Genomic DNA, 21,632 nt, shown 5'->3' with positions numbered 1-21,632 from the left:
CGAGCGCCGAGCCCGGCATCCGCCCGCGAAGAACCGCCACGTGTGGCGTGTCCGCGGCCGCCCGGCCACCACCGCTGTACCGCTTCTGCCAAATGAGGAACAATGACCGCGATAGGAATTTCCGCGTGTAACGCCCGCCCGGCGTTCTCGTTCGAGGTATATCCGCCGAAATCGGCGGCCGCAGCATCCGCTCTCACGCGCACCATCGACCATCTGGCCGCGGCCGGTCCCGAATTCATCTCGGTCACCTACGGTGCCAACGGTTCGTCGCGCAACTCCTCGCTCGACGTTCTTCGCTACATCAAGGACCACACACAAGTGGATGCGATGGCTCACCTCACCTGCGTCGGCTCGTCGCACGCGGAGGCCAGCCGACTCATTCGGGAGTTCCTCGACGCCGGAATTCGCAGCTTTCTGGCCGTGCGCGGCGATGCCCCGCGGGGTGCAGTCGAAGGCGACAACACCTTTTTGGGGGACTTGTCCAGCGCCGGCGAGCTGGTGCAGCTCATCCACCGGGTACAGGCCGAACGGGTGCCATACACCGAGACGGTGATTCCGGGCCTGCCCGGCGCCCGCGGGGTGAAAACCGAACGAAGCAAGGTGCGCATCGGGGTCGCGGCCTTCCCAAACGGCCATCCCAACTCCCGGTCGACCAGCCAGGACATCGACACCCTGTTGGCTAAGCAAGCAGCCGGGGCAAACCTCGGCATCACCCAACTGTTCTTCCACGCCGACGACTACCTCAGCTTCATCCAGCGGGCTCGCTCCGCCGGGGTGCTCTTTCCCATTCTTCCCGGAATCATGCCCGTGACCAGCCCGAACCGGTTGCGCCGCATTCTGCAGCTTTCCGGCGAGAAGCTGCCCGCTGAACTCTCCATCGCCCTCGAGATCGAGCCGACCGAGGAAGGACAGCGTCAGATCGGCGTCGACCATGCCGTGCGCCTCGGCCGGGACGTGCTCGCTGGCGGTGCCCCCGGACTCCACCTCTACGCCTTCAATCAGCACGACACCGTGCTGTCAGTGCTCGAAGGATGCGGGGCATTGCCGGTGCCCGCTTCCATGCCCTAGGCCTCGCGCTCGATCGAGCGCGAGGCCCCCACCACGTTTGATCCGAACCGCTCTCAATGCTCCAGTGAAGGAATTTCCATGCCCAGTTCGCCCGCATCACGCGCCTCATCAACGACTTCCTTTCCGACCGGCACCATCCTCGGCTACCCGCGCATCGGGCGACGGCGCGAGTTAAAGAAAGCCATCGAAGCATTCTGGTCTGGAGCGATCGACACCGCAGCCCTCGAAGCCGCAGCCGCCGACCTCCGCAGCGCCACGCGGGATCGGCTCAGCGACCTCGGACTGGGTCGCAGCGACTCGTCAATCCCGGAATCGTTCTCGTTCTACGACCAGGTGCTCGACACCATCGTCGCCGTCGGCGCGATTCCCGCCCGGTTCGCCTCGCTCGTTGGCACCGACGGAACCCTCGACCTGGCCGGATACTTCACCCTGGCTCGCGGAGAGGGGGAGAACCTTCCGCTAGAAATGACCAAGTGGTTTGACTCCAATTACCACTACTTGGTGCCCGAGATCGGCCCGGAGACCGCTTTCTCACTCGCTGGCGACCGCATCGTGCGGGAGTTCCTCGAAGCCAAAGCGGCCGGGTTCCTTACCCGCCCGGTTCTCGTCGGCCCGGTCACGTTTTTGCTACTCAGCAAGGCCAGCGATGAGGCGCCGGCCGGTTTCTCCCCGCTATCGCGGCTGGATGACCTCATTCCCGTCTATGCCGCGCTGCTCACTCGATTAGCGGATGCCGGTGCCGAGTGGGTACAGCTCGACGAGCCGGGACTGGTCAGCGAATCGATCGATGTGCCGCGCGGCGACACGCTGACGGCCGTCGCATCCGCTTATGGGGTGCTCGGGCGGCTCACCGACCGTCCGGCATTGTTCGTCGCGGCGCCCTATGGCAGCCTCGATGACGCTCTGCCGGTACTCGCCGCCACCGCCGTTGAGGCCATCGGCCTCGACCTGGTGCGGGGCACCCTGCCCCAGGCGGTACCCGGGCTGGCCGGCAAGACCCTCGTTGCCGGCGTGATCGACGGACACAACATCTGGCGCGGCGACCTGGCCGGCGCATTCGCGAGCGCCGAGGGCGTGCGCGCACTGTCCGAATCCGTCACGGTTTCCACGTCGACCTCACTGCTGCACGTGCCCCACAATGTGCTCGATGAGACCTCGTTGCCGGGCGGGCTGACCAACTGGTTGGCCTTCGCCGATCAGAAGGTTGGCCAGGTTGCCACCCTCGCGCTCGGCCTCACCGCGGGACGGGCCGCGATTACGGAATCGTTGGCCGAGGCCGCTACCGCCTTGGAATCACGGCTAAATGCTCCCGGGGTGCAAGATGGCGCTGTGCGAGCCCGCGCCGCCACGCTGACCGACGCCGATTTCACCCGTGGCGACTACGCCGATCGGCTAAGCGCCCAGGACGCGGCGCTCCAGCTTCCGCCGCTGCCAACGACTACGATCGGATCCTTCCCGCAGACCGCGGACATTCGACGCGCCCGCGCCCAGTTTCTGCAGGGAACTCTGGCGGCTGACGGCTACCGCGACCTGATGCGCGCCGAGATTGCCCGAGTTGTGGCCCTGCAAGAGGAGATCGGACTCGACGTGCTCGTGCACGGCGAACCCGAACGCAACGACATGGTGCAGTACTTTGCCGAAAATCTCGATGGCTTTGCCGTGACCGAGAACGGTTGGGTGCAGTCCTACGGCAGCCGCTGCACACGGCCATCCATTTTGTGGGGTGACGTGTCGCGTCCGGCGCCGATCACGGTGGACTGGTCGGTGTACACGCAGAGTCTCACGTCGAAGCCGGTCAAGGGCATGCTGACTGGACCGGTGACGATTCTGGCGTGGTCGTTCGTACGCGATGACCAGCCCCTCGGCGACACCGCACGCCAGGTCGCCCTTGCCCTTCGCGATGAAATCCACGACCTCGAGGCTGCGGGCATCAAAATCGTGCAGGTCGACGAACCGGCCCTGCGCGAATTGCTCCCGCTGAAGAAGAAGGACCACGTTGACTACCTGGATTGGTCGGTCGGCTCCTTTCGGCTTGCCACGGCTGGGGTAGCGGATGCGACCCAGATTCACACCCACCTCTGCTACTCGGAATTTGGAGTCGTCATCGAGGCCATCCGCAACCTGGATGCCGACGTCACGAGTATCGAAGCGGCCAGGTCGCGCATGGAAGTTGTTCGTGAGATCGAGGCTGGTGGGTTCGACCACGGTATTGGTGCCGGAATTTACGACATCCACTCTCCACGGGTTCCCGGCGTTGAGGAGTTGACGACCCTGCTCGACACGGCACTGCAATCCATTCCAGAACGCCAGGTCTGGGTGAACCCCGACTGCGGACTGAAGACGCGCGGCTACGACGAGACCGTGCAGTCGCTGCAGAACATGCTTGCCGCAACCCGGGTCGTGCGCGAGCGCATTGGAGCATCCGTTACCGCGTGATCAGATGCATCGGGGGCGCCGCTATTTCCATCGACGGGCGGTTCCCCCGATGAACCGCGCATAGCCCAGAAGGGCGGCTGTGGAGCAGAAGACCTGACAAAAGAGCAGGAACGACAGGTAGCCGTGTCGGTTCTTGCGCACGAACAGGTCGAGCGGGCCGAAGACCCGCAGACGTTGGTACCGACGCAGCCCGCCATAGATGATCAGTGTCGCGGGGCTCACGGTGAGGGCCCACAGGGAGACGACAGTGGGGTTTCAAAACACGACGAAGAGCACCAGGCCGGGTAACCAGATATGGGCGTTTCCAATGTCGAGCACAGGGATTAACAGGTTGATACCCGCAAGGTGTCCCACCAGTGGACGCTTCTGACGCCACGGAGGCACCGCCCGGATCCCTTCGAGCATGCCTCGTACCCAGCGCGCGCGCTGTCGCATGACATGTTTGAACCGTTAGAACTGCGTAACAAGTCCCCGTCGGGGTGGATCCGGCATGACCGGGGACCTGCCGCGCCTGCAGGGAACTAGACCGAACGCAGTACCGCGACGACCTTGCCGAGGATATCGGCGAAGTCGCCAACGATCGGCTCGAAGTTGCTGTTGCGCGGTAGCAGCCAGGTGTGGCCGTCACGCTTGCGCAGCACCTTCACCGTGGCCTCATTGTCGAGCATCGCCGCGACAATTTCGCCGTTCTCCGCGGTCTTTTGCTGACGCACAACCACCCAGTCGCCGTCGCAGATTGCGGCATCAATCATCGATTCGCCGACGACCTTGAGCATGAACAGGTCGCCCTGGCCCACCAACTGGCGGGGGAGCGGAAAGATCTCGTCGATTTGTTGGTCGGCCGTGATGGGGATTCCGGCCGCGATGCGACCAACCAGGGGCACCATTGCGGCATCGCCGACCTGCACGCCCGGGTGGAAACTGTCTTGATCGCCGGTGCCGACGTCTTCGGGTGCACGTTGAATTTCGATGAGCACTTCAAGTGCACGCGGCCGATTCGGGTCGCGGCGCAGATAGCCGCTGAGCTCGAGCTGGTTGAGCTGGTGGGTCACGCTCGACAGTGAGGCGAGACCGACGGCGTCACCGATCTCGCGCATGCTTGGCGGGTACCCGCGTGAGCTCACGGAACGCTGAATAACGTCGAGAATGGCGAGTTGGCGCTGGCTCAAGCTTTTGCGGCGCCGAGTGCCGCCCTTGTCGCGGGTACCGCTGGTGTTTTGGGTCACGAGGAGCGCTCCTTGAGTCGGTCCCGCGCGGTCGCAGAGCACGTTTTGCGGGAATGTCGGTGGTGTCTGGTTGAGTGTGAATCAAGCAATTGTTCTATCGAAAGTTTATCCATTCCGATTCCCTGAAACAAACACTTATTCGAGTGTGTTGCGCTTTTTTTGGGGCTGAGGCATTAAAAAGCTTGCATGTTCGATTGTTCGAAGTTATATTCGGAACATAGTTTCGTATCCGGTCGTCCCGGCCGATGGCCGGATACGAGACTTGCAGCCCGCCAACCTTGGAGGTTTGACATGACCACAGCAGCGCTTAGTTCAGCATCGTTCAGTTCAACAGCAACACTGCGTTCATCAGCAAGCGCAGTACCCGCTACACCCGTCACCCGTCTTCGTCTCACCCAACGTGGCCGTCTTGTCCTTACGACACTGGCGGCCGTGCCGCTCGTACTCGGTGCCGTTGCGTTCGCCACCAATGGGGGAGCCGCCGGAGCGTCTGGTTCCGCGACCGGCATCGATCTTATGTCGTACACGACCGAATCCGGCTTGGTCGCGACCCTGGCGTACTCACCGACTGACGTCGGCTCAGCGCGATTCGTTACGGTAGAGCCCGGTCAAACACTCTGGGACCTCGCCGAAACGATCAACCCGTCAGCCGATCCGCGCGACGTCGTCGCCGATATCAAGCGCATCAACGCGCTGTCGGTCGAAACATTACAGCCCGGTCAGCGGCTCGAAATTCCCACCAACTAGTACTGCGCCCGAGCGGCGTATTTGTGGGCGCACTACGACAGAGGTGGGAGTTCGCGTCCTAAACGCGCAGTGTTGCGAGATCTTCTGCGCAGCGAAGGGGCCGTAGCATAGAACAAGTGACCAGTCTTGAAGATCTTCCCCTCCGTACCAACCTGCAAGGCCTGACGCCGTATGGTGCTCCGCAATTGCAGGTTCCCGTGGCGCTGAATGTGAACGAGAACACGCATCCCATCCCCGAAGCGGTGGCCCGAGACATTCTCGCCGGCCTGGCCGAGGCCATCCGTTCGGTTAATCGCTATCCCGACCGTGAATTCACCGCGCTGCGTCAGGCGCTGGCCCGGTACCTTGGTGAGGGCCTCGGTGCCGATAACAGGCTCAGTGCCGAGAACATGTGGGCGGCCAACGGCTCCAATGAGGTGCTCCAGCAGGTGCTGCAAGCCTTTGGTGGCCCGGGCCGCAGCCTACTCGGCTTTGCTCCGACCTATTCGATGTACTCGATCCTCGCAGCGGGAACCGACACTACCTGGATCGCCGGTACCCGTGACGCCGACTATGAGCTGTCACCGGCCACAGCGGTGAGCGAAGTTACGCGCACCAACCCCGACATCGTCTTTCTCTGCTCGCCGAACAATCCAACGGGCACGCCGCTCTCACTGGAGACCATCGCAGCGGTCTACGACGCAACTGATGGCATCGTCGTCGTCGATGAGGCATACGCAGAATTCGCGCCCGCCGGTACCCCGAGCGCTCTCACTCTGCTACCCGGTCGAGAGCGCCTGCTAGTTTCTCGCACAATGAGCAAGGCCTTCGCCTTCGCCGGTGCGCGGGTGGGGTACCTGGCCGCCGATCCTGCTATAGCGGATGCCCTGCGCTTGGTTCGACTGCCGTACCACCTCTCCGCCCTGACCCAGGCGGCAGCGAACGCGGCCCTCGCCCACAGCGCCGAGATGCTCGCGATGGTTGATGACATTCGGAGGCAGCGCGACCGACTCATGGTCGAGCTGGAACGACTGGGTTATGCTCCGCACCGAAGCTGGAGCAACTTCGTACTGTTTGGGGGAGTAGCCAACCCGCACGAGACCTTCGAGGCGCTACTGGGCGAGGGAATTCTCATTCGGGATGTCGGCATCCCCGGACACTTGCGGGTGACCGCCGGCACCGAAAATGAGACGTCTCTGTTTCTTGACGCTCTGGCTCGTCTGGGCCGAACGGACCGGCCCGGTCAAACCGAGTCGGCTCGAGCCGAATAAGCTAGCGCAATGAGTTCATCTGCTGGCACTTTCGCACCCCGCGTCGCACACCTGCAACGGGAGACGAGTGAATCCAACATCGATTTGTCGCTGAACCTCGACGGCACCGGCGTCAGCGACATCCGTACGTCGGTGCCGTTCTACGACCACCTACTCACAGCGTTCGCCAAACACTCCCTAACCGACCTCACGGTGCGCGCTTCCGGCGACATCGAAATCGACGTGCACCACACCGTCGAAGACGTGGGAATCGTGCTCGGCCAGGCCATTCGTCAAGCCCTCGGCGACAAGTCGGGCATCTCCCGCTACGGTGACGCACTGGTTCCGCTCGATGAGGCGCTCGCCCAGGCCGTCGTCGATATCTCCGGCCGACCGTATCTAGTGCACACCGGCGAACCGGCCGGATTCGAATTTCACCTCATCGGTGGACACTTCACCGGGTCCATGGTGCGTCATGTCTTTGAAGCGATCACCTTTCACGCCGGCTTGACCGTGCACGTTACCGTGCTCGGCGGGCGCGATCCGCACCATATTGCCGAAGCCGAATTCAAGGCCTTCGCCCGCGCATTTCGACTCGCTAAGGCCCTTGACCCGCTCGTGGATGGCATTCCGTCGACCAAGGGAGCCCTGTGACGAAAGTCGTCGTCTTCGACTACGGAACCGGCAATGTGCACTCCGCCGTCAAGGCCCTCGAATTGGCCGGCGCTGAGGTCAGTCTCACGAGCGACCGCAAGACTGCCCTTGAAGCCGACGGCCTCGTCGTACCGGGAGTCGGAGCGTTCAGCGCCGTGATGAAAGCTCTCAAGGCGGTGCGCGGGGACGATATCGTTGATCGGCGTCTCGCTGGCGGGCGCCCGGTGCTCGGCATTTGCGTGGGGATGCAGGTGCTGTTCGAGCACGGCGTTGAACGCGGGGTCGACACGGAGGGTCTTGGCGAATGGCCGGGAACGGTCACCGAGCTGCCAGCTGCGATTCTGCCGCACATGGGCTGGAACACCGTGACGAGCGATGCCGGTTCCGCCCTCTTTCAGGGCATCGAGGAGGAGCGATTCTATTTCGTGCACTCCTACGCCGCCCAGTCCTGGACCCTCGACGTCATGCCGCCGTTTCCCGCACCGCTGCTCACCTGGGCAGAACACGGGGCTCCTTTCCTGGCGGCCGTTGAAAACGGCCCGCTGAGCGCCACGCAGTTCCACCCGGAGAAATCTGGGGAGGCAGGCATCCGCTTGTTGAAGAACTGGATCGGCACACTGCACCGGTAACACCGCACTGCGCGGGTTATCATCGGCGCGCCTACACTTCACAATTCGCCCTGCCGTCACGTCACCATCACCGCTACATCTCAGGAAATTGGCCGCAGCATGCGACCGCACCGATCAAGGACACCAATGAGCGAGTTCAATAAGACCCCGAGGCTTGTCCTCCTGCCCGCCGTCGATGTTGCCGGCGGTAAGGCGGTTCGCCTGACCCAGGGTGAGGCCGGCACGGAAACCAACTATGGGGACCCGGTCGATGCCGCGGCCGACTGGGCCAGACAGGGCGCCGAGTGGATTCACCTCGTCGACCTCGACGCGGCGTTCGGGCGCGGCACCAACACCGGCGTCATCAAGAAGGTCATTCGTCAAGTCAAGGGCGTGAACATTGAGCTCTCCGGCGGTATCCGCGACGACGAATCGCTCGAAGCGGCACTGACCACCGGCGTAAAACGCATCAACCTCGGCACCGCGGCGCTGGAAAACCCCGAATGGGCGGCGAGCGTGATCGCTCAGTACGGTGAGGCCGTCGCCGTTGGCCTCGACGTGCGCGGTACGACGCTGGCGGCGCGCGGCTGGACCCAGGACGGCGGGGACCTGTGGCAGGTACTCGAACGGCTTGAAGCGGCCGGTTGCGCCCGCTACGTCGTCACCGACGTGACCAAAGACGGCACCCTGCAGGGTCCAAACATCGACCTGCTGCGTCAGGTGCTTGACCGCACCCGCAAGCCCGTCATCGCCTCCGGCGGCATTTCGAGCCTCGACGACATCGACGCGCTCCGCAAGCTCGTGCCGCTGGGCCTCGAGGGCGCCATCGTGGGCAAGGCGCTCTACGCCGGCGCCTTCACGCTGGCCGAAGCACTGGACGTCTCGGGGTCGTAATGGCAGGGGCACGAAACCTCGGCTCAACGGGAGACCCCTCGGGTCGGCCCGGCTCCGGGCGACCGGGCGACGCGACTGAGCCAGCCAATACGGCCGATTCCGCCGGCCAACCGTGGGCCGGCCGAGAATTCGAGGCCAACCTCGACGCCGGGGATGACGGCGAAGCACCAGCTGCCCTCACCGCGGCCATCGCCCGCTTTCAGGCCAGGGAGGCCGGCGAGGAAACCGTCATCGACGCCATCCGTACGTCGAGGCTGCTCATTCCGCTGGTGACTAAGCTCGGCGAAGCGGCCGTGAACGCCCGCGGCCAGACGATCGATAAGACCCAGGAATTATCGATCATCACCGTAGCCGGCCCGGATGGCCGCACCGTGCTCCCGGCCTTCTCGTCGACCGCCGCCATGACGGCGTGGAATCCCCTCGCCAGACCCGTACCAGCGGATGCCGTGCGCGTCGCCCTGGCCGCCGCGCAGGAGAACACCGATCTCGTGGTGCTCGACCCGACGTCCCCGGGCGAATTTGTTATTCGGCGACCGGCGCTCTGGGCGATCGCGCAGTCCCTGCCGTGGACCCCGAGCTATGCAAGCCACTTCGTCGCCGACGCCTTCACCGCATCAATCGCCACGGAACTCTCGGTGCTCTCGGTTCAGCTCTTGGCGGGCGACCCTCTGGCACAACTCGCCGGTCCCGAACTGATCGTTCAACTCGAGTTGGTCGACGGCCTCACCCAACTCGACCTCGACGCTATTCTCAGCCGGCTCGGCACGCGCTGGTCGGAGAGCGAGATCATCACCACCAGCGTTGATTCGCTGCGCGTCAAGCTCATCGCCTCGGCCTAGCATTTACGCTCCAGACGAATGTCGGAAGGATGGGTGACAATAATCGTATGACCGACGTTCTCGACCGATTTTCCCCGGCGGCTCGGGCCTGGTTCACCGAGGCATTCGCGGCGCCGACGGCAGCGCAGCTGGGCGCGTGGGATGCCATCTCACATGGTTCGCATGCCCTCGTGGTGGCTCCGACCGGGTCGGGCAAGACCCTGGCCGCGTTTCTGTGGGCAATCGATCGGCTGGCCAGCGAATCGATTGTCCCGGCCGTGCCCGGCGCCCCCATGCCCATCACTCGCGTGCCCGGCGCCCCCATGCCCATCACTCGCGTGCTGTATATCTCGCCGCTCAAGGCACTCGGTGTCGACGTGGAACGCAACCTCACAGCGCCCCTCGTGGGAATCACCCGCGCGGCCGAGCGACTCGGCCTCGAGCCGCCACGGGTGAGAGTCGGCGTGCGCTCCGGAGATACGCCGGCCGCCGACCGGCGCCGGCTGGTCACGGCGCCACCCGACATTCTCATCACGACCCCGGAATCGCTGTTTCTGATGTTGACCTCGGCGGCCCGTGACTCCCTGCGCGGCGTGGAGACGGTCATCATCGACGAGGTACACGCGGTCGCGGCGAGCAAGCGCGGTGCCCACCTGGCCGTGTCCCTCGAACGACTTGACGCCCTGCTCAGTCATCCGGCCCAGCGCATCGGGCTCTCCGCCACCGTGCGCCCCCAGAGCGAGGTGGCGCGGTTTCTCGGTGGAGCCGCCCCGGTGCAGATCGTGGCCCCGCCAGCGCTGAAGCGATTCGACCTGCGCGTGGTGGTACCCGTCGACGATATGAGTGACCTCGGGCCGGCTCCGCAGCGCGAGGGAGTCACGTCAGCTTCTGCGCCTCAAACCGGGTCGATCTGGCCTCACGTCGAGGAGGCCATCGTCGACGAGGTGCTCGCGCATTCCTCGAGCATCGTGTTCGCGAACTCCCGCCGCCTCACCGAACGGCTGACGGCCCGGTTCAACGAAATCTATGCCGAACGCCTGGCCGAAACTGAGGCATCCGCTCTCGTGACGGTTGCGCAGGGAAACGTCGGCGCGATGGGAACCCCTGCCGCGCTGAGGCCGCCCGCCGAGCTCATGGGCGCGAGCGGACAGAGTGCGGGAGCCGAACCGCTGCTCGCGCGCGCGCATCACGGTTCGGTCAGCAAGGAACAGCGAGCGTTCATTGAAGACGATTTGAAATCGGGGCGGCTGCGCTGTGTCGTCGCCACGTCAAGTCTCGAACTCGGCATCGACATGGGCGCCGTCGACCTCGTCGTACAGGTTGAATCCCCACCGTCGGTGTCGAGCGGGCTACAACGGCTCGGCCGGGCCGGGCATCAGGTGGGTGAGATTTCGCGCGGTGTGATCTACCCCAAGCATCGGGCCGATTTAATTCACGCCGCGGTCGCGGCCGAACGCATGGTGGCCGGTGCCATCGAATCGCTGCGGGTGCCCACCAACCCGCTGGACATTCTCGCCCAGCAAACCGTCGCGGCCTGTGCGCTTGAGCCGATTGACGTGGAAATGTGGTTTGACACCGTTCGACGCAGTGCACCTTTCTCGACTCTGCCCCGCTCCGCCTATGAGGCCACCCTCGATCTGCTGGCCGGCCGATACCCGTCAGACCAGTTCGCCGAACTGCGCCCGCGCATCATCTGGGATCGCGACGCCGGCACCCTGACCGGCCGCCCCGGCGCGCAACGGCTGGCCGTCACCAGCGGCGGCACCATCCCCGATCGCGGTCTGTTCGGGGTATTCATGGTTGGTGGCGAGCAGGTCACCGGCAAACGGGTGGGCGAACTCGACGAGGAGATGGTCTACGAGTCGCGCGTGAACGATGTCTTCGCGCTCGGCACCACGAGCTGGCGCATTCAGGAGATCACGCACGATCGGGTGCTGGTCGTGCCCGCCTTCGGTCAGCCCGGGCGGCTGCCGTTCTGGAAGGGTGACGGGCTCGGCCGCCCGGCCGAACTCGGCCAGGCCATCGGTGCCTTCGTGCGCGAGGTCGGCGGCCTGCCAGCCGACCAAGCCAGAGACCGCTGTGCAGCGGGCGGCCTCGACCCACGCGCTATCAGTAACCTGCTGGCCTTTCTCGACGAACAACGCGCGGCCACCGGCCAGCTACCGACCGATCGCACCCTCGTGGTCGAACGCTTCCGGGACGAACTGGGGGACTGGCGCGTCGTGCTGCACTCCCCGTTCGGTACGCCGGTACACGCACCGTGGGCGCTCGCAGTCAGCGCCCGCGTTCGCGAACGCTACGGAATTGACGGCTCCTGCGTCGCGAGCGACGACGGAATCGTCGTGCGCATTCCCGACACCGAATCAGAACCGCCCGGAAGCGAACTGTTCGTGTTCGACCCCGATGAGCTCGAACAACTGGTCACCGACGAGGTCGGCGGCTCCGCCCTGTTCGCCTCTCGATTTCGCGAGTGCGCCGCCCGGGCGCTGCTCCTGCCGCGCTATAAGCCCGGCGCCCGCTCGCCACTCTGGCAACAACGCCAAAAGGCCGCCCAACTTCTCGACGTGGCCCGCACATTCCCCACTTTTCCGATCATTCTCGAGACCCTGCGGGAATGCCTGCAAGACGTCTACGACCTGCCGGCCCTCACGGGGCTGGCCCGGCACATCGCCTCCCGCGAACTAAGGCTGGTGGAGACCACGACCGAAACCGCGAGTCCATTCGCGAGCACCCTGCTGTTCAGCTACGTGGCCGCCTTCATGTATGAGGGCGACACCCCGCTGGCGGAGCGGCGCGCCACCGCCCTCGCGATTGACTCGAGCCTGCTCGCCGAACTGCTCGGCCGGGTTGAACTGCGTGAACTTCTCGACCCGACCGTCATCGATCAGACCGACCGCGAACTGCAACGGCTCGCCGCCGACTACCGGGCCAAGGGCGTCGAAGGTGTCGCCGATCTGCTGCGCACCCTCGGCCCGCTCAGCGCCAGCGAGGTCACCGACCGGATGCTGACGTCCCAGCCCGAATCGCCGCCCACGCCCGGCGCGCCCGCCGTTTCAGGCGCGCTCGCCCCGTCAGACGCGCCCGGCGCCGAGGCTGCATTGCTCGCGCTGGCCACTGCCCGCCGAGCCATCCGCGTTAGCATCGGCGGCGAAGATCGCTGGGCGGCGGTCGAAGACGCCAGCCGGTTGCGCGACGCCCTCGGTGTTCCCCTGCCACTGGGCGTTCCCGCTGCCTTCGCCGAATCGGTGAGCGACCCGCTCGGTGATCTGGTCAGTCGCTACGCACGGTCTCACGGGCCGTTCACGACGGATGCTGTCGCCGACCGGTTCGGCCTCGGCACCGCCGTCGTGCAGATCGCCCTCGGACGGCTCGCCGACGCCCGACGCATCGTGGCCGGCGAATTTCGACCGAACGGCACCGGCCTCGAGTGGTGCGACTCCGAAGTGCTGCGCCGTCTCCGCCGCCGTTCCCTCGCGGCGCTTCGGCACGAGGTTGAGCCGGTGGACCAGCTGGCCATCGGCCGGTTTTTGCCGGTGTGGCAACACGTGGGAGGCAAACTGCGCGGAATCGACGGCGTCGCATCCGTTGTGGAACAGCTCGAGGGGGCGCGCATTCCGGCGTCCGCGTGGGAGACTCTCATCCTGCCTGCGCGCGTCAGCGATTATCAGCCTGGCATGCTCGACGAGCTCACCAACGCGGGGGAGGTGCTCTGGGCTGGCGCCGGAACCCTGGCCGGCAACGACGGCTGGGTCAGCCTGCACCTCGCCGAAACCGCGCAGCTCACCCTTCCGCTGCCCAGTGCTGTCGAGGTGACGCCGCTGCAACAGGAGATCCTGGCGACCCTGGGCAGTGGTGGTGGTTACTTCTTTAGACAGCTCGCTGATGCCGTCGGCAGTCAGGATGATTCAGAATTGGTGCACGGGCTGTGGGACCTGGTCTGGGCCGGGCTGGTCAACAACGACACCTTCGCCCCGGTACGGTCGCTCCTTGCCGGCGGTCACACCGCCCACCATCAGAGCCGAGCTGTTCCACGCGCCCGCCTGCATCGCGGGCGGTCGATGCCCCGGCCGAGCCTACCAAGCCGCAGCGGACCACCCACGGTGTCCGGTCGCTGGTCGATTTTACCGGTGGCCGACGATTCACCGACCCGCCGAGCGCACGCACTGGGGGAGACCCTGCTGGAACGCTACGGAGTGGTGACCCGCGGAGCGGTGATGGCCGAGAGCGTGATCGGTGGATTCTCGCTGGTCTACCGCACACTGACCGGATTCGAAGAGATGGCACGCTGCCGGCGTGGGTATTTCATCGAAGGGCTCGGCGCCGCGCAGTTCGCCACCGGCGGCACCATCGACCGGTTGCGCACCTTCGCCGCCGGGGTCTCCAACTCGTCGGCCGCGCAACCGGCTGTGGTGACTCTCGCCGCGACCGACCCGGCCAACCCCTACGGCGCTGCCCTGCCGTGGCCGGCACTTCCCGGCGAGACCACCCACCGTGCGGCCCGCAAGGCGGGCGCGCTCGTCGTGCTCGTCGACGGCGCCCTCGTGCTGTACGTCGAGCGCGGCGGCAAAACGGTGGTTGCCTTGGAATCGGATGAGGCCGCACTCACGGCCGCCACCGCGAACCTGGCCACCCTCGTTACGACAGGCCGCATCCAGAAAATCGCGGTCGAAACGGTCAACGGCGTGTTCGTCATCGGCACCGACGTGGGGGTGGCCCTTCGCGCCGCCGGGTTCACCGAGACTCCGAAGGGGCTGAGGCTGCGTGCCTGAGGGCGATACCGTCTACCGCACGGCCCGCACCCTCGACCAAGCCCTGCGCGGCAGCATCCTCACCGGCTGCGACATTCGCGTGCCGGCCTTCGCGACCGTCGATCTCACCGGTCAGACCGTGCAGAGCGTGGTGAGTCGGGGCAAACACCTGCTGCACCGGGTCGGTGAGACGAGCATCCACTCGCACCTGAAAATGGAGGGTGCCTGGCACCTGTACCGGCCGGGAACCCGGTGGCAACGGCCGGCGTTTCAGGCGCGCATCGTGCTGCAGACGCCAAGCTGGGTCGCCGTCGGGTTCGACCTCGGTGTGCTGGAGCTCGTTCCCACCCGGGCCGAGTCTGAGGTCGTCGGCTACCTCGGACCCGACCTGCTCGACCCCGAATGGAGCGCAGGTGAGCGCGCCGAGGCCGCCACTCGCCTCGCTGCTCGCCCCGAACAACCAATCATTCTGGCCCTCGCCGACCAGCGCAACCTGGCCGGGCTCGGCAACGTTTATGTCAACGAGCTCTGCTTTCTGCGTGGGCTACTGCCAACGCGGCCCCTGGCCGAGGTCACCGACGTGCCCGGACTCGTCGCACTGGCCCGGCGCCTACTCCTGGCCAACAAAGACCGCGATGAACGCACGACCACAGGCAACCTGCGCCGCGGAGCCCAAACCTGGGTCTTTGGGCGAGGCGGCCAAGCGTGCCGACGCTGCGGTACCCCCATTCAACGCAGCACCCTCGGGCGCAGTGATGTCGAGCAGCGCAACACCTTCTGGTGCCCGCGCTGCCAGACCTGACTCGCGCCATCGCCGGGAAGCGCAAAACGGATGCCGCCGGTCGGGGTGACCGGCGGCATCCGCCCGGAGAAAAGGAAGTTAGTTGACCGGGCCGGTGAGCTTCTCGCCCGGGCCTTCGCCGATCGCGTCGGGAATGGCGGAGGCCTCGCGGAAGGCGAGTTGCAGGGAACGCAGGCCGTCCCGCAAGCTTCCCGCATGAATGCTGGAGATGTCCGGGGCTGCGGCGGTGACCAGTCCGGTGAGGGCCGTGATGAGCTTGCGCGCCTCGTCGAGGTCGATCTGGGCGTCGGGGTCGTCGGCGAGTCCACACTTCACGGCGGCCGCGCTCATCAGGTGCACAGCGGCCGTGGTGATGATCTCCACTGCGGCCACATCGGCAATGTCGCGTGTCGCTTGTGCCGCATCCTGCTCAAAAGCTGCATCCTGCTTATCAGTATTGCTCACTGCATTCCTCTGCTAGGCTAATCTTTGGTTCCGAGACAATAGTCTCGGTACGAAAGTGGAGAATCTCCCACCCGCGCATACCGCTACATCAAGGTTACCGGGTAGATTGCACTCCGCCGTCGCGTTACCGCCTCCCTCGGGAAGGTGGCAGAGCGAGGGTAGACAGGGTGCCGTGTGGAACACAATAACGATAAAGTTAGTGTGGAAATCGCGTGATTTTCCTCTCTTCGTCCCCAGTCGGCATCCGCTGTCTGGTTGTGATCACGGAGTTAACAAAGAGGAGAGACGCATCAGCGATCCCCGTACAAATGACCGTATACGCGTCCCCGAAGTTCGTCTCGTTGGTCCCAACGGCGAACAGGTCGGGGTCGTGGCGATTGATGTTGCCCTGCGCCTGGCACAGGATGCCGACCTCGACCTCGTCGAAGTTGCACCCGAAGCCAAGCCGCCCGTGGCCAAGATCATGGACTACGGCAAGTTCAAGTACGAGGCTGCGCAGAAGGCCAAGGAGGCCAGGCGCAACCAGGCGAACACGATCCTCAAAGAGGTTCGTTTCCGTCTCAAGATTGATACGCACGACTACGAGACCAAGCGCAAACGCGCCGAAGGCTTCCTGAAGAGCGGTGACAAGGTCAAGGCCATGATCCTTTTTCGTGGCCGTGAACAGTCCCGTCCCGATCAGGGCGTACGACTGCTCCAAAAATTTGCCGAGGATGTCGCCGAGTACGGTTCCGTGGAATCTACTCCGATGATCGACGGTCGAAACATGGTCATGGTGATTGGCCCGTTGAAAAACAAGTCAGAAGCCAAGGCCGAGATCAACGCCCATAAGGCTGCTGAGAAGGCAGACAAGGTCGCCGATAAGGCTGACAAGGTTGCCGATAAGGCAGCGAAACAGGAGGAACCGAATGCCTAAGATGAAGACCCACTCCGGAACCAAGAAGCGTTTCAAGGTCACCGGAAGCGGAAAGATCATGAAGCAGCAGGCCGGACTTCGTCACAACCTCGAGGTCAAGAGCACGCAGCGCAAGTCCCGTTTGAACCAGGACCAGGTGCTGGCTAAGTCGGATCAGAAGACCATCAAGAAGCTTCTCGGTCTGTAATTAGACCTCGCAAACGAATAAGGATTTGTAGAAAATGGCAAGAGTAAAGAGGGCCGTAAACGCCCACAAGAGTCGCCGCGTTATTCTCGAACGCGCCAAGGGCTACCGCGGTCAGCGTTCACGCCTGGTCACCAAGGCGAAGGAGCAGCTCACTCACTCCTTCACCTATAGCTACCGTGACCGTCGTGCACGCAAGGGTGACTTCCGTCGCCTGTGGATCCAGCGGATCAACGCTGCGTCGCGCCTGAACGGCCTCACCTACAACCGTCTGATCCAGGGCCTCGGCCTGGCTGGCATCGAGGTTGACCGTCGTATCCTCGCCGATCTGGCCGTCAACGAAGCAGCGACGTTCGCCGCCCTCGTTGAAAGCGCCAAGGCAGCCCTTCCCGCCGACACATCGGCACCGAAGGTCGCCGTCACGGCGTAATGCATCATCTGCGATTGTTCAGCACCGTCTGCCTCCTGGGCGTGAACGTGCTGAGCAGTCTGTAGCAACAGTACGGAGCGGGCGACCTGGTCGCCCGCTCCTTTTCTGCAAGTAAACTCTGTGCAACTAAGCTGATCAACATGCTTGATAATCCACGTTCACCGCGCGTCCGTGCCGTCGCAAAACTTTCTAAGCGCGACGCGCGCCTTGAGTCCGGTCTGTTTCTACTCGAAGGCCCGCAGGCCGTATCCGAAGCGCTGACCTTCCGTCCAGAACTGGTCGTAGAGCTTTTTGCCACGCCCACCGCGCTCGACCGTTACACCGATCTGGCCCAGAAGGCCGTAGACGCCCAGGTCGAGGTGGAGTTCGTCTCCGAAGAGGTGCTCGAGGCCATGGCCGACACGGTCACCCCGCAGGGCTTTGTCGCTGTCTGCCACCAGTTCCCTACCTCGGTGAAGAAGATCTTCAACGCCGAACCCAAGCTCGTCGCCATTCTCGAAGAGGTGCGCGACCCCGGAAACGCCGGCACCATCATCCGGGCAGCGGATGCCGCTGGCGCGGACGCCGTTATCCTCACCGGTCGCAGCGTCGACCTATACAACCCCAAGGTCATCCGTTCCTCGACCGGCTCTATTTTTCACTTGCCCGTAGCTATCGCGGCCGACCTCTCCGACGTGCTCGACCGCGCCCGTTCCGCCGGCTTGCAGCTGTTCGCGGCCGACATTAAGGGTTCCGACCTGCTGTCCGCCCGCAACGCGGGCCTGCTTGCAGCTCCGACCGTGTGGCTGTTCGGCAACGAAGCCCGCGGCCTGACCGACGAGGACCTAGCCCGGGTCGATCGCAGCATCAGCGTGCCGATCTACGGCGAAGCCGAGTCGATGAACCTCGCCACAGCGGCATCCGTTTGTTTGTATGAGAGTGCGTTCGCCCAGCGCGCCTGATCTGCTGCTTAGCACAAATACGCAATGCCCGGACTGTCACAAATGCGTTACTGTCCGGGCATTTTGCACACCTAAACTGCGGTTCTGACCTAAGTTGGGGGGATGGAGCCATCAGATTCGTCCCCGGCCACCTCGAATATCACCGTTCGTCGGGGCGAACCGCTAGTCGTCGTTAAAAACATCAACAAGCATTATGGAGAACTCCACGTTCTCAAGAACATTAACGCCGTGGTCAACCGCGGCGAGGTGGTCGTAGTCATCGGACCGAGCGGGTCCGGCAAATCGACCCTCTGCCGGGCCATCAACCGCCTCGAAACCATCGATGACGGTGTGATCACCATCGACGGTGTGAAGTTGCCGGAAGAGGGTAAAGCCCTGGCGCACCTTCGCGCTGATGTCGGCATGGTTTTTCAGGCGTTCAATCTGTTCGCGCACAAGAGCGTGCTGGACAACGTCACACTCGGTCCCATCAAAGTGCGTGGCCTGTCGAGAGCTGACGCCGAGAAGAAAGCCATGGCTCTGCTCGAGCGTGTCGGCGTGTCCAACCAGGCCAAGAAGATGCCGGCCCAGTTGTCCGGTGGGCAGCAACAGCGAGTCGCCATCGCGCGCGCCCTCGCCATGGATCCGAAGGTCATCCTGCTCGACGAGCCGACCAGTGCACTCGACCCCGAGATGATCAACGAGGTGCTCGAGGTCATGGTCGACCTCGCCAATGAGGGAATGACAATGATCGTCGTCACCCACGAGATGGGCTTCGCCCGCAAGGCTGCGGACCGCGTCATCTTTATGGCCGAGGGCGAAATCGTGGAAGAGACTTCACCCGAGGAGTTCTTTACGAACCCGCAGAGCGCGCGCGCGCAGGACTTCCTGTCCAAAATTCTCGACCACTAACCCGGCGCACACCCACTCGAGCAAAATCACCAGCCACAGGGTCGCCACAACTTATCCCCACAACTCCCTTCCCAACCAGAAAAGGAATCACAATGCGCAAGAAACTCAGTCTCCTGGCCACAGCAGCCACGGCGGCACTGCTTCTCGCCGGATGCTCCGGCGGCGACACTACAGGCGCCGGATCGTCCGGCGCCCCCGCTGCAGGTGGTGCTTTCGAGGTCGCCACCGACGTCTCCCTGACCGGCAGCCCCACCTACGACGCTATGAAGTCGGCCGACAAGGTCGTCATCGGTGTCAAGGAAGACCAGCCCGGCCTCGGCTTTCTCGTCGCGACGACCGGGGAGCGCACCGGTTTCGACATCGAAATCGCCCAGTGGGTTGCCGCCTCGCTCGGTTTCTCCCAGGACAAGATCGAGTACAAGGCCATTCCAAGCGCTAACCGCGAGTCGGCCATCGTCAACGGCGACATCGACTACTACGTCGGAACCTACTCGATCACAGACAAGCGCAAAGAGCAGATCGACTTCGCCGGACCGTACTTCATCACGGGCCAGGGACTTTTGGTCGCCGCTGACAACGATGCGATCAAGAGCGAGAGCGACCTCGCCGGCAAGACCGTCTGTTCGGCGACCGGCTCGACGCCGTTGCAGAACATCACGGCGAACTTCCCCGACACGAAGACCAATTCCTTCGACACCTACTCGCAGTGTGTTGAGGCGCTCAAGGATGGCCAGACCGACGCCGTCACGACCGACCAGGCCATCCTGATCGGCTACGCCTCCCAGGATCCGGATAACCTCAAGGTCGTCGGCGAACCGTTCTCGGTCGAAAACTACGGCGTCGGCCTACCCAAGGGTGACGACGCCCTCCGCGCCTTCATCAACGACACGTTCACCAACGGCAACGACAGCTGGCAGGCCATCTACGACGAAACCCTGGGCCTCTCGGGCACCGTCGTGGAGCAGCCCGCGGTCGACGCGTACTAAGCACCCCGAGTGACGGTCGGTGGCGACACACTCGCCGCCACCGACCCGCGTTGACAGTCACCACCATCAAGAATGAAAGGAGGGGTTTGGCCTATGGACACACTGCTCAATAACCTCGACGTCTTCGTCGACGGGTTCACTTTGACGCTGCAGGTGTTCCTCTGGTCCGCCCTCTTCGCCCTGTTTCTTGGAACCATCGTCGGCGCCATGCGCGTTTCCCCTGTCGGTCCCATGCGCTGGGTCGGCACCGGCTACGTCAACCTCGTGCGCAACACGCCGCTGACCCTGCTCATGTTTTTCTTCGCCTTCGGATACCCCAAACTTGATCTTCCCAACGTCAGCTACACCACGTTGGCGATCTTCGCGTTGGGGCTCTACACCGCCACCTATGTCGCCGAGACGCTCCGTGCTGGTATCAACACGGTTCCGCTGGGTCAGGCCGAAGCCGCCCGTGCGATCGGGCTCACCTTCGGCCAGAGCATGTCGCACATTTTGATGCCGCAGGCGTTTCGCGCCGTCATTCCACCCATGATGAGCGTGTTCATCGCGCTGCTCAAGAACACCACGGTCGCCGCTGGTTTCTCCGTCGCCGAGGCCGGGTACATTCGCGCGAGCCTGTCCGAACGCGGTGAACCCGCTATAGTCGTGCTGCTCTGGGTGGCCTTGTTCTTCATCCTGCTCGTGGCCGTTCTGTCTTTTGTTCAGCGGATGCTGGAAAACCGTTTGAAGGTGCTGCGATGAGTAACGTGTTGTTTGACGCTCCCGGCCCCCGAGCTCGCGTACGCCACCGCTACATCGGCGCGGTCACACTGCTCGTCGTGCTCGCAATCTTTGGTTTCATCCTCTACCGCTTCATTGCGACGGACCAGTTCACCGCACAAAAATGGAACATCTTCACCGTTCCATACGCGCAGGGCAAAATCGTCGAAGCAACTCTCGCCACGTTGAAAGCATTCGGCCTCGCCGCCGTGCTCAGCCTGACACTCGGGCTGCTGCTCATGGTCGGCCGGGTCTCGAAGCACAAATGGATCAGCGCTCCAACCTATATCTTCGTTGAGTTGTTCCGCGCTGTTCCGCTGCTGATCCTGATCATGATCATGTACTACGGCCTTCCGCCGCTCGGTTACACCTTCGTCACCCCCTTCATCGCCGTCGTGACCGGGCTCACGCTGTACAACGGTTCCGTGCTGTCCGAAGTGTTTCGCGCCGGCATCGAATCGCTGCCGAAGGGCCAGGCCGAGGCCGCCTACGCGATCGGAATGACCAAGACCCAGGTCATGCGCATGATCCTGCTGCCTCAGGCCTTGCGTGCCATGGCTCCGGTGATCGTGTCGCAGCTCGTCGTCGTGCTCAAGGACACTGCCCTCGGCTTCATCGTCACCTTCCAGGAACTGCTGTATCTGGCTAAGTCCTATGGCACACAGGTGCAACTCGGGTCGCCGATCATTCCGTCTACCATCGTCGTCGCAGCCATCTACATCTCGCTCTGCCTGCTGTTGGCGGGCCTTGCAAAGTTCATCGAGGTGCGCACCAAGCGTGGTCCTGCCAAGAACATCAGGGCGCAGCAACTCGTCAACGAAGCCGCTTAGGCAAGCGGAAGCCCGTTCCGG

At 63.9% G+C, this 21,632-nt stretch carries 21 protein-coding genes; 18 read left to right on the top strand and 3 right to left on the bottom strand.

From position 1 onward, the window contains the following. Nucleotides 1–102: 102 nt before the first annotated feature. Nucleotides 103–1,068 carry a methylenetetrahydrofolate reductase gene (locus CXY75_RS02280; RefSeq protein WP_199182335.1) on the top strand — a complete coding sequence of 322 codons (966 nt, stop codon included), beginning with the start codon at nucleotides 103–105 and terminating at the stop codon, nucleotides 1,066–1,068. A 78-nt stretch (nucleotides 1,069–1,146) separates the two neighbouring features. Beyond that, nucleotides 1,147–3,504 (top strand): 5-methyltetrahydropteroyltriglutamate--homocysteine S-methyltransferase, encoded by a 2,358-nt coding sequence (metE, locus tag CXY75_RS02275; protein WP_104081244.1) that lies wholly within the window; start codon nucleotides 1,147–1,149, stop codon nucleotides 3,502–3,504. A 21-nt stretch (nucleotides 3,505–3,525) separates the two neighbouring features. Here the strand turns inward: metE and CXY75_RS02270 are convergent, their stop codons facing one another. Both CXY75_RS02270 and lexA read right to left on the bottom strand, forming a co-directional pair. After that, nucleotides 3,526–3,726: a hypothetical protein gene (locus CXY75_RS02270; RefSeq protein ID WP_104081243.1), complete on the bottom strand. Its 201-nt coding sequence runs from the start codon at nucleotides 3,724–3,726 to the stop codon at nucleotides 3,526–3,528. Nucleotides 3,727–4,025: 299 nt separating this feature from the next. Beyond that, the gene (gene lexA, locus CXY75_RS02260) at nucleotides 4,026–4,730 is read right to left on the bottom strand and encodes a transcriptional repressor LexA (RefSeq protein ID WP_104081241.1); all 705 of its coding nucleotides are present in this window, start codon (nucleotides 4,728–4,730) and stop codon (nucleotides 4,026–4,028) included. A 432-nt stretch (nucleotides 4,731–5,162) separates the two neighbouring features. On the opposite strand from lexA, the gene CXY75_RS02255 reads away from it, so the two are divergent. The 8 genes from CXY75_RS02255 to CXY75_RS02220 all read left to right on the top strand — a co-directional run bounded on the left by CXY75_RS02255 (nucleotide 5,163) and on the right by CXY75_RS02220 (nucleotide 15,230). Continuing rightward, nucleotides 5,163–5,477 (top strand): LysM peptidoglycan-binding domain-containing protein, encoded by a 315-nt coding sequence (locus CXY75_RS02255; protein WP_369826641.1) that lies wholly within the window; start codon nucleotides 5,163–5,165, stop codon nucleotides 5,475–5,477. A 116-nt stretch (nucleotides 5,478–5,593) separates the two neighbouring features. Continuing rightward, nucleotides 5,594–6,727 carry a histidinol-phosphate transaminase gene (locus tag CXY75_RS02250; RefSeq protein ID WP_104081240.1) on the top strand — a complete coding sequence of 378 codons (1,134 nt, stop codon included), beginning with the start codon at nucleotides 5,594–5,596 and terminating at the stop codon, nucleotides 6,725–6,727. Nucleotides 6,728–6,736: 9 nt separating this feature from the next. Continuing rightward, nucleotides 6,737–7,360 carry an imidazoleglycerol-phosphate dehydratase HisB gene (gene hisB, locus CXY75_RS02245; RefSeq protein ID WP_104081239.1) on the top strand — a complete coding sequence of 208 codons (624 nt, stop codon included), beginning with the start codon at nucleotides 6,737–6,739 and terminating at the stop codon, nucleotides 7,358–7,360. Continuing rightward, nucleotides 7,357–7,989, top strand: a complete 633-nt coding sequence (hisH, locus tag CXY75_RS02240) for an imidazole glycerol phosphate synthase subunit HisH (RefSeq protein ID WP_104081238.1) — start codon at nucleotides 7,357–7,359, stop codon at nucleotides 7,987–7,989. Before hisB ends, hisH begins: the two co-directional genes overlap by 4 nt. Nucleotides 7,990–8,115: 126 nt before the next feature. After that, nucleotides 8,116–8,862, top strand: a complete 747-nt coding sequence (gene priA / locus CXY75_RS02235; protein WP_104081237.1) for a bifunctional 1-(5-phosphoribosyl)-5-((5-phosphoribosylamino)methylideneamino)imidazole-4-carboxamide isomerase/phosphoribosylanthranilate isomerase PriA — start codon at nucleotides 8,116–8,118, stop codon at nucleotides 8,860–8,862. After that, complete coding sequence (locus CXY75_RS02230; RefSeq protein WP_104081236.1) at nucleotides 8,862–9,701, top strand: SseB family protein; 840 nt, start codon at nucleotides 8,862–8,864, stop codon at nucleotides 9,699–9,701. The genes priA and CXY75_RS02230 overlap by 1 nt, the downstream gene beginning before the upstream one ends. Before the next feature lie 47 nt (nucleotides 9,702–9,748). Beyond that, complete coding sequence (locus CXY75_RS02225) at nucleotides 9,749–14,449, top strand: ATP-dependent helicase (RefSeq protein ID WP_104081235.1); 4,701 nt, start codon at nucleotides 9,749–9,751, stop codon at nucleotides 14,447–14,449. Beyond that, nucleotides 14,442–15,230 (top strand): DNA-formamidopyrimidine glycosylase family protein, encoded by a 789-nt coding sequence (locus CXY75_RS02220; RefSeq protein ID WP_104081234.1) that lies wholly within the window; start codon nucleotides 14,442–14,444, stop codon nucleotides 15,228–15,230. Before CXY75_RS02225 ends, CXY75_RS02220 begins: the two co-directional genes overlap by 8 nt. Before the next feature lie 78 nt (nucleotides 15,231–15,308). On the opposite strand, the gene CXY75_RS02215 is transcribed toward CXY75_RS02220, so the two are convergent. Continuing rightward, complete coding sequence (locus tag CXY75_RS02215; RefSeq protein ID WP_104081233.1) at nucleotides 15,309–15,674, bottom strand: DUF1844 domain-containing protein; 366 nt, start codon at nucleotides 15,672–15,674, stop codon at nucleotides 15,309–15,311. Nucleotides 15,675–15,963: 289 nt separating this feature from the next. On the opposite strand from CXY75_RS02215, the gene infC reads away from it, so the two are divergent. From infC to CXY75_RS02175, 8 genes are all read left to right on the top strand, one after another. After that, nucleotides 15,964–16,590 carry a translation initiation factor IF-3 gene (infC, locus tag CXY75_RS02210; protein WP_104081252.1) on the top strand — a complete coding sequence of 209 codons (627 nt, stop codon included), beginning with the start codon at nucleotides 15,964–15,966 and terminating at the stop codon, nucleotides 16,588–16,590. Next, the gene (gene rpmI, locus CXY75_RS02205; protein ID WP_092111710.1) at nucleotides 16,583–16,777 is read left to right on the top strand and encodes a 50S ribosomal protein L35; all 195 of its coding nucleotides are present in this window, start codon (nucleotides 16,583–16,585) and stop codon (nucleotides 16,775–16,777) included. Before infC ends, rpmI begins: the two co-directional genes overlap by 8 nt. Nucleotides 16,778–16,811: 34 nt before the next feature. After that, nucleotides 16,812–17,204, top strand: coding sequence for a 50S ribosomal protein L20 (gene rplT, locus CXY75_RS02200; protein WP_104081232.1), 393 nt, complete (start codon nucleotides 16,812–16,814; stop codon nucleotides 17,202–17,204). A 140-nt stretch (nucleotides 17,205–17,344) separates the two neighbouring features. After that, nucleotides 17,345–18,145, top strand: coding sequence for an RNA methyltransferase (locus CXY75_RS02195; RefSeq protein ID WP_104081231.1), 801 nt, complete (start codon nucleotides 17,345–17,347; stop codon nucleotides 18,143–18,145). Between the two features lie 102 nt (nucleotides 18,146–18,247). Then, nucleotides 18,248–19,036, top strand: coding sequence for an amino acid ABC transporter ATP-binding protein (locus tag CXY75_RS02190; RefSeq protein ID WP_104081230.1), 789 nt, complete (start codon nucleotides 18,248–18,250; stop codon nucleotides 19,034–19,036). A gap of 92 nt (nucleotides 19,037–19,128) precedes the next feature. Continuing rightward, nucleotides 19,129–20,022: a glutamate ABC transporter substrate-binding protein gene (locus CXY75_RS02185; protein ID WP_104081229.1), complete on the top strand. Its 894-nt coding sequence runs from the start codon at nucleotides 19,129–19,131 to the stop codon at nucleotides 20,020–20,022. Nucleotides 20,023–20,115: 93 nt separating this feature from the next. Beyond that, entirely contained in the window at nucleotides 20,116–20,763 is a 648-nt protein-coding gene (locus CXY75_RS02180) for an amino acid ABC transporter permease (RefSeq protein WP_104081228.1), read from the top strand. Beyond that, nucleotides 20,760–21,611, top strand: a complete 852-nt coding sequence (locus CXY75_RS02175) for an amino acid ABC transporter permease (protein ID WP_104081227.1) — start codon at nucleotides 20,760–20,762, stop codon at nucleotides 21,609–21,611. Before CXY75_RS02180 ends, CXY75_RS02175 begins: the two co-directional genes overlap by 4 nt. Nucleotides 21,612–21,632: the final 21 nt, after the last annotated feature.

Source organism: Cryobacterium sp. Y11 (assembly GCF_002929535.1).
Classification (GTDB): domain Bacteria; phylum Actinomycetota; class Actinomycetes; order Actinomycetales; family Microbacteriaceae; genus Cryobacterium.
Note: the sequence above shows the minus strand (reverse complement) of the source record. Positions and strands in the feature narration are given on the sequence as shown.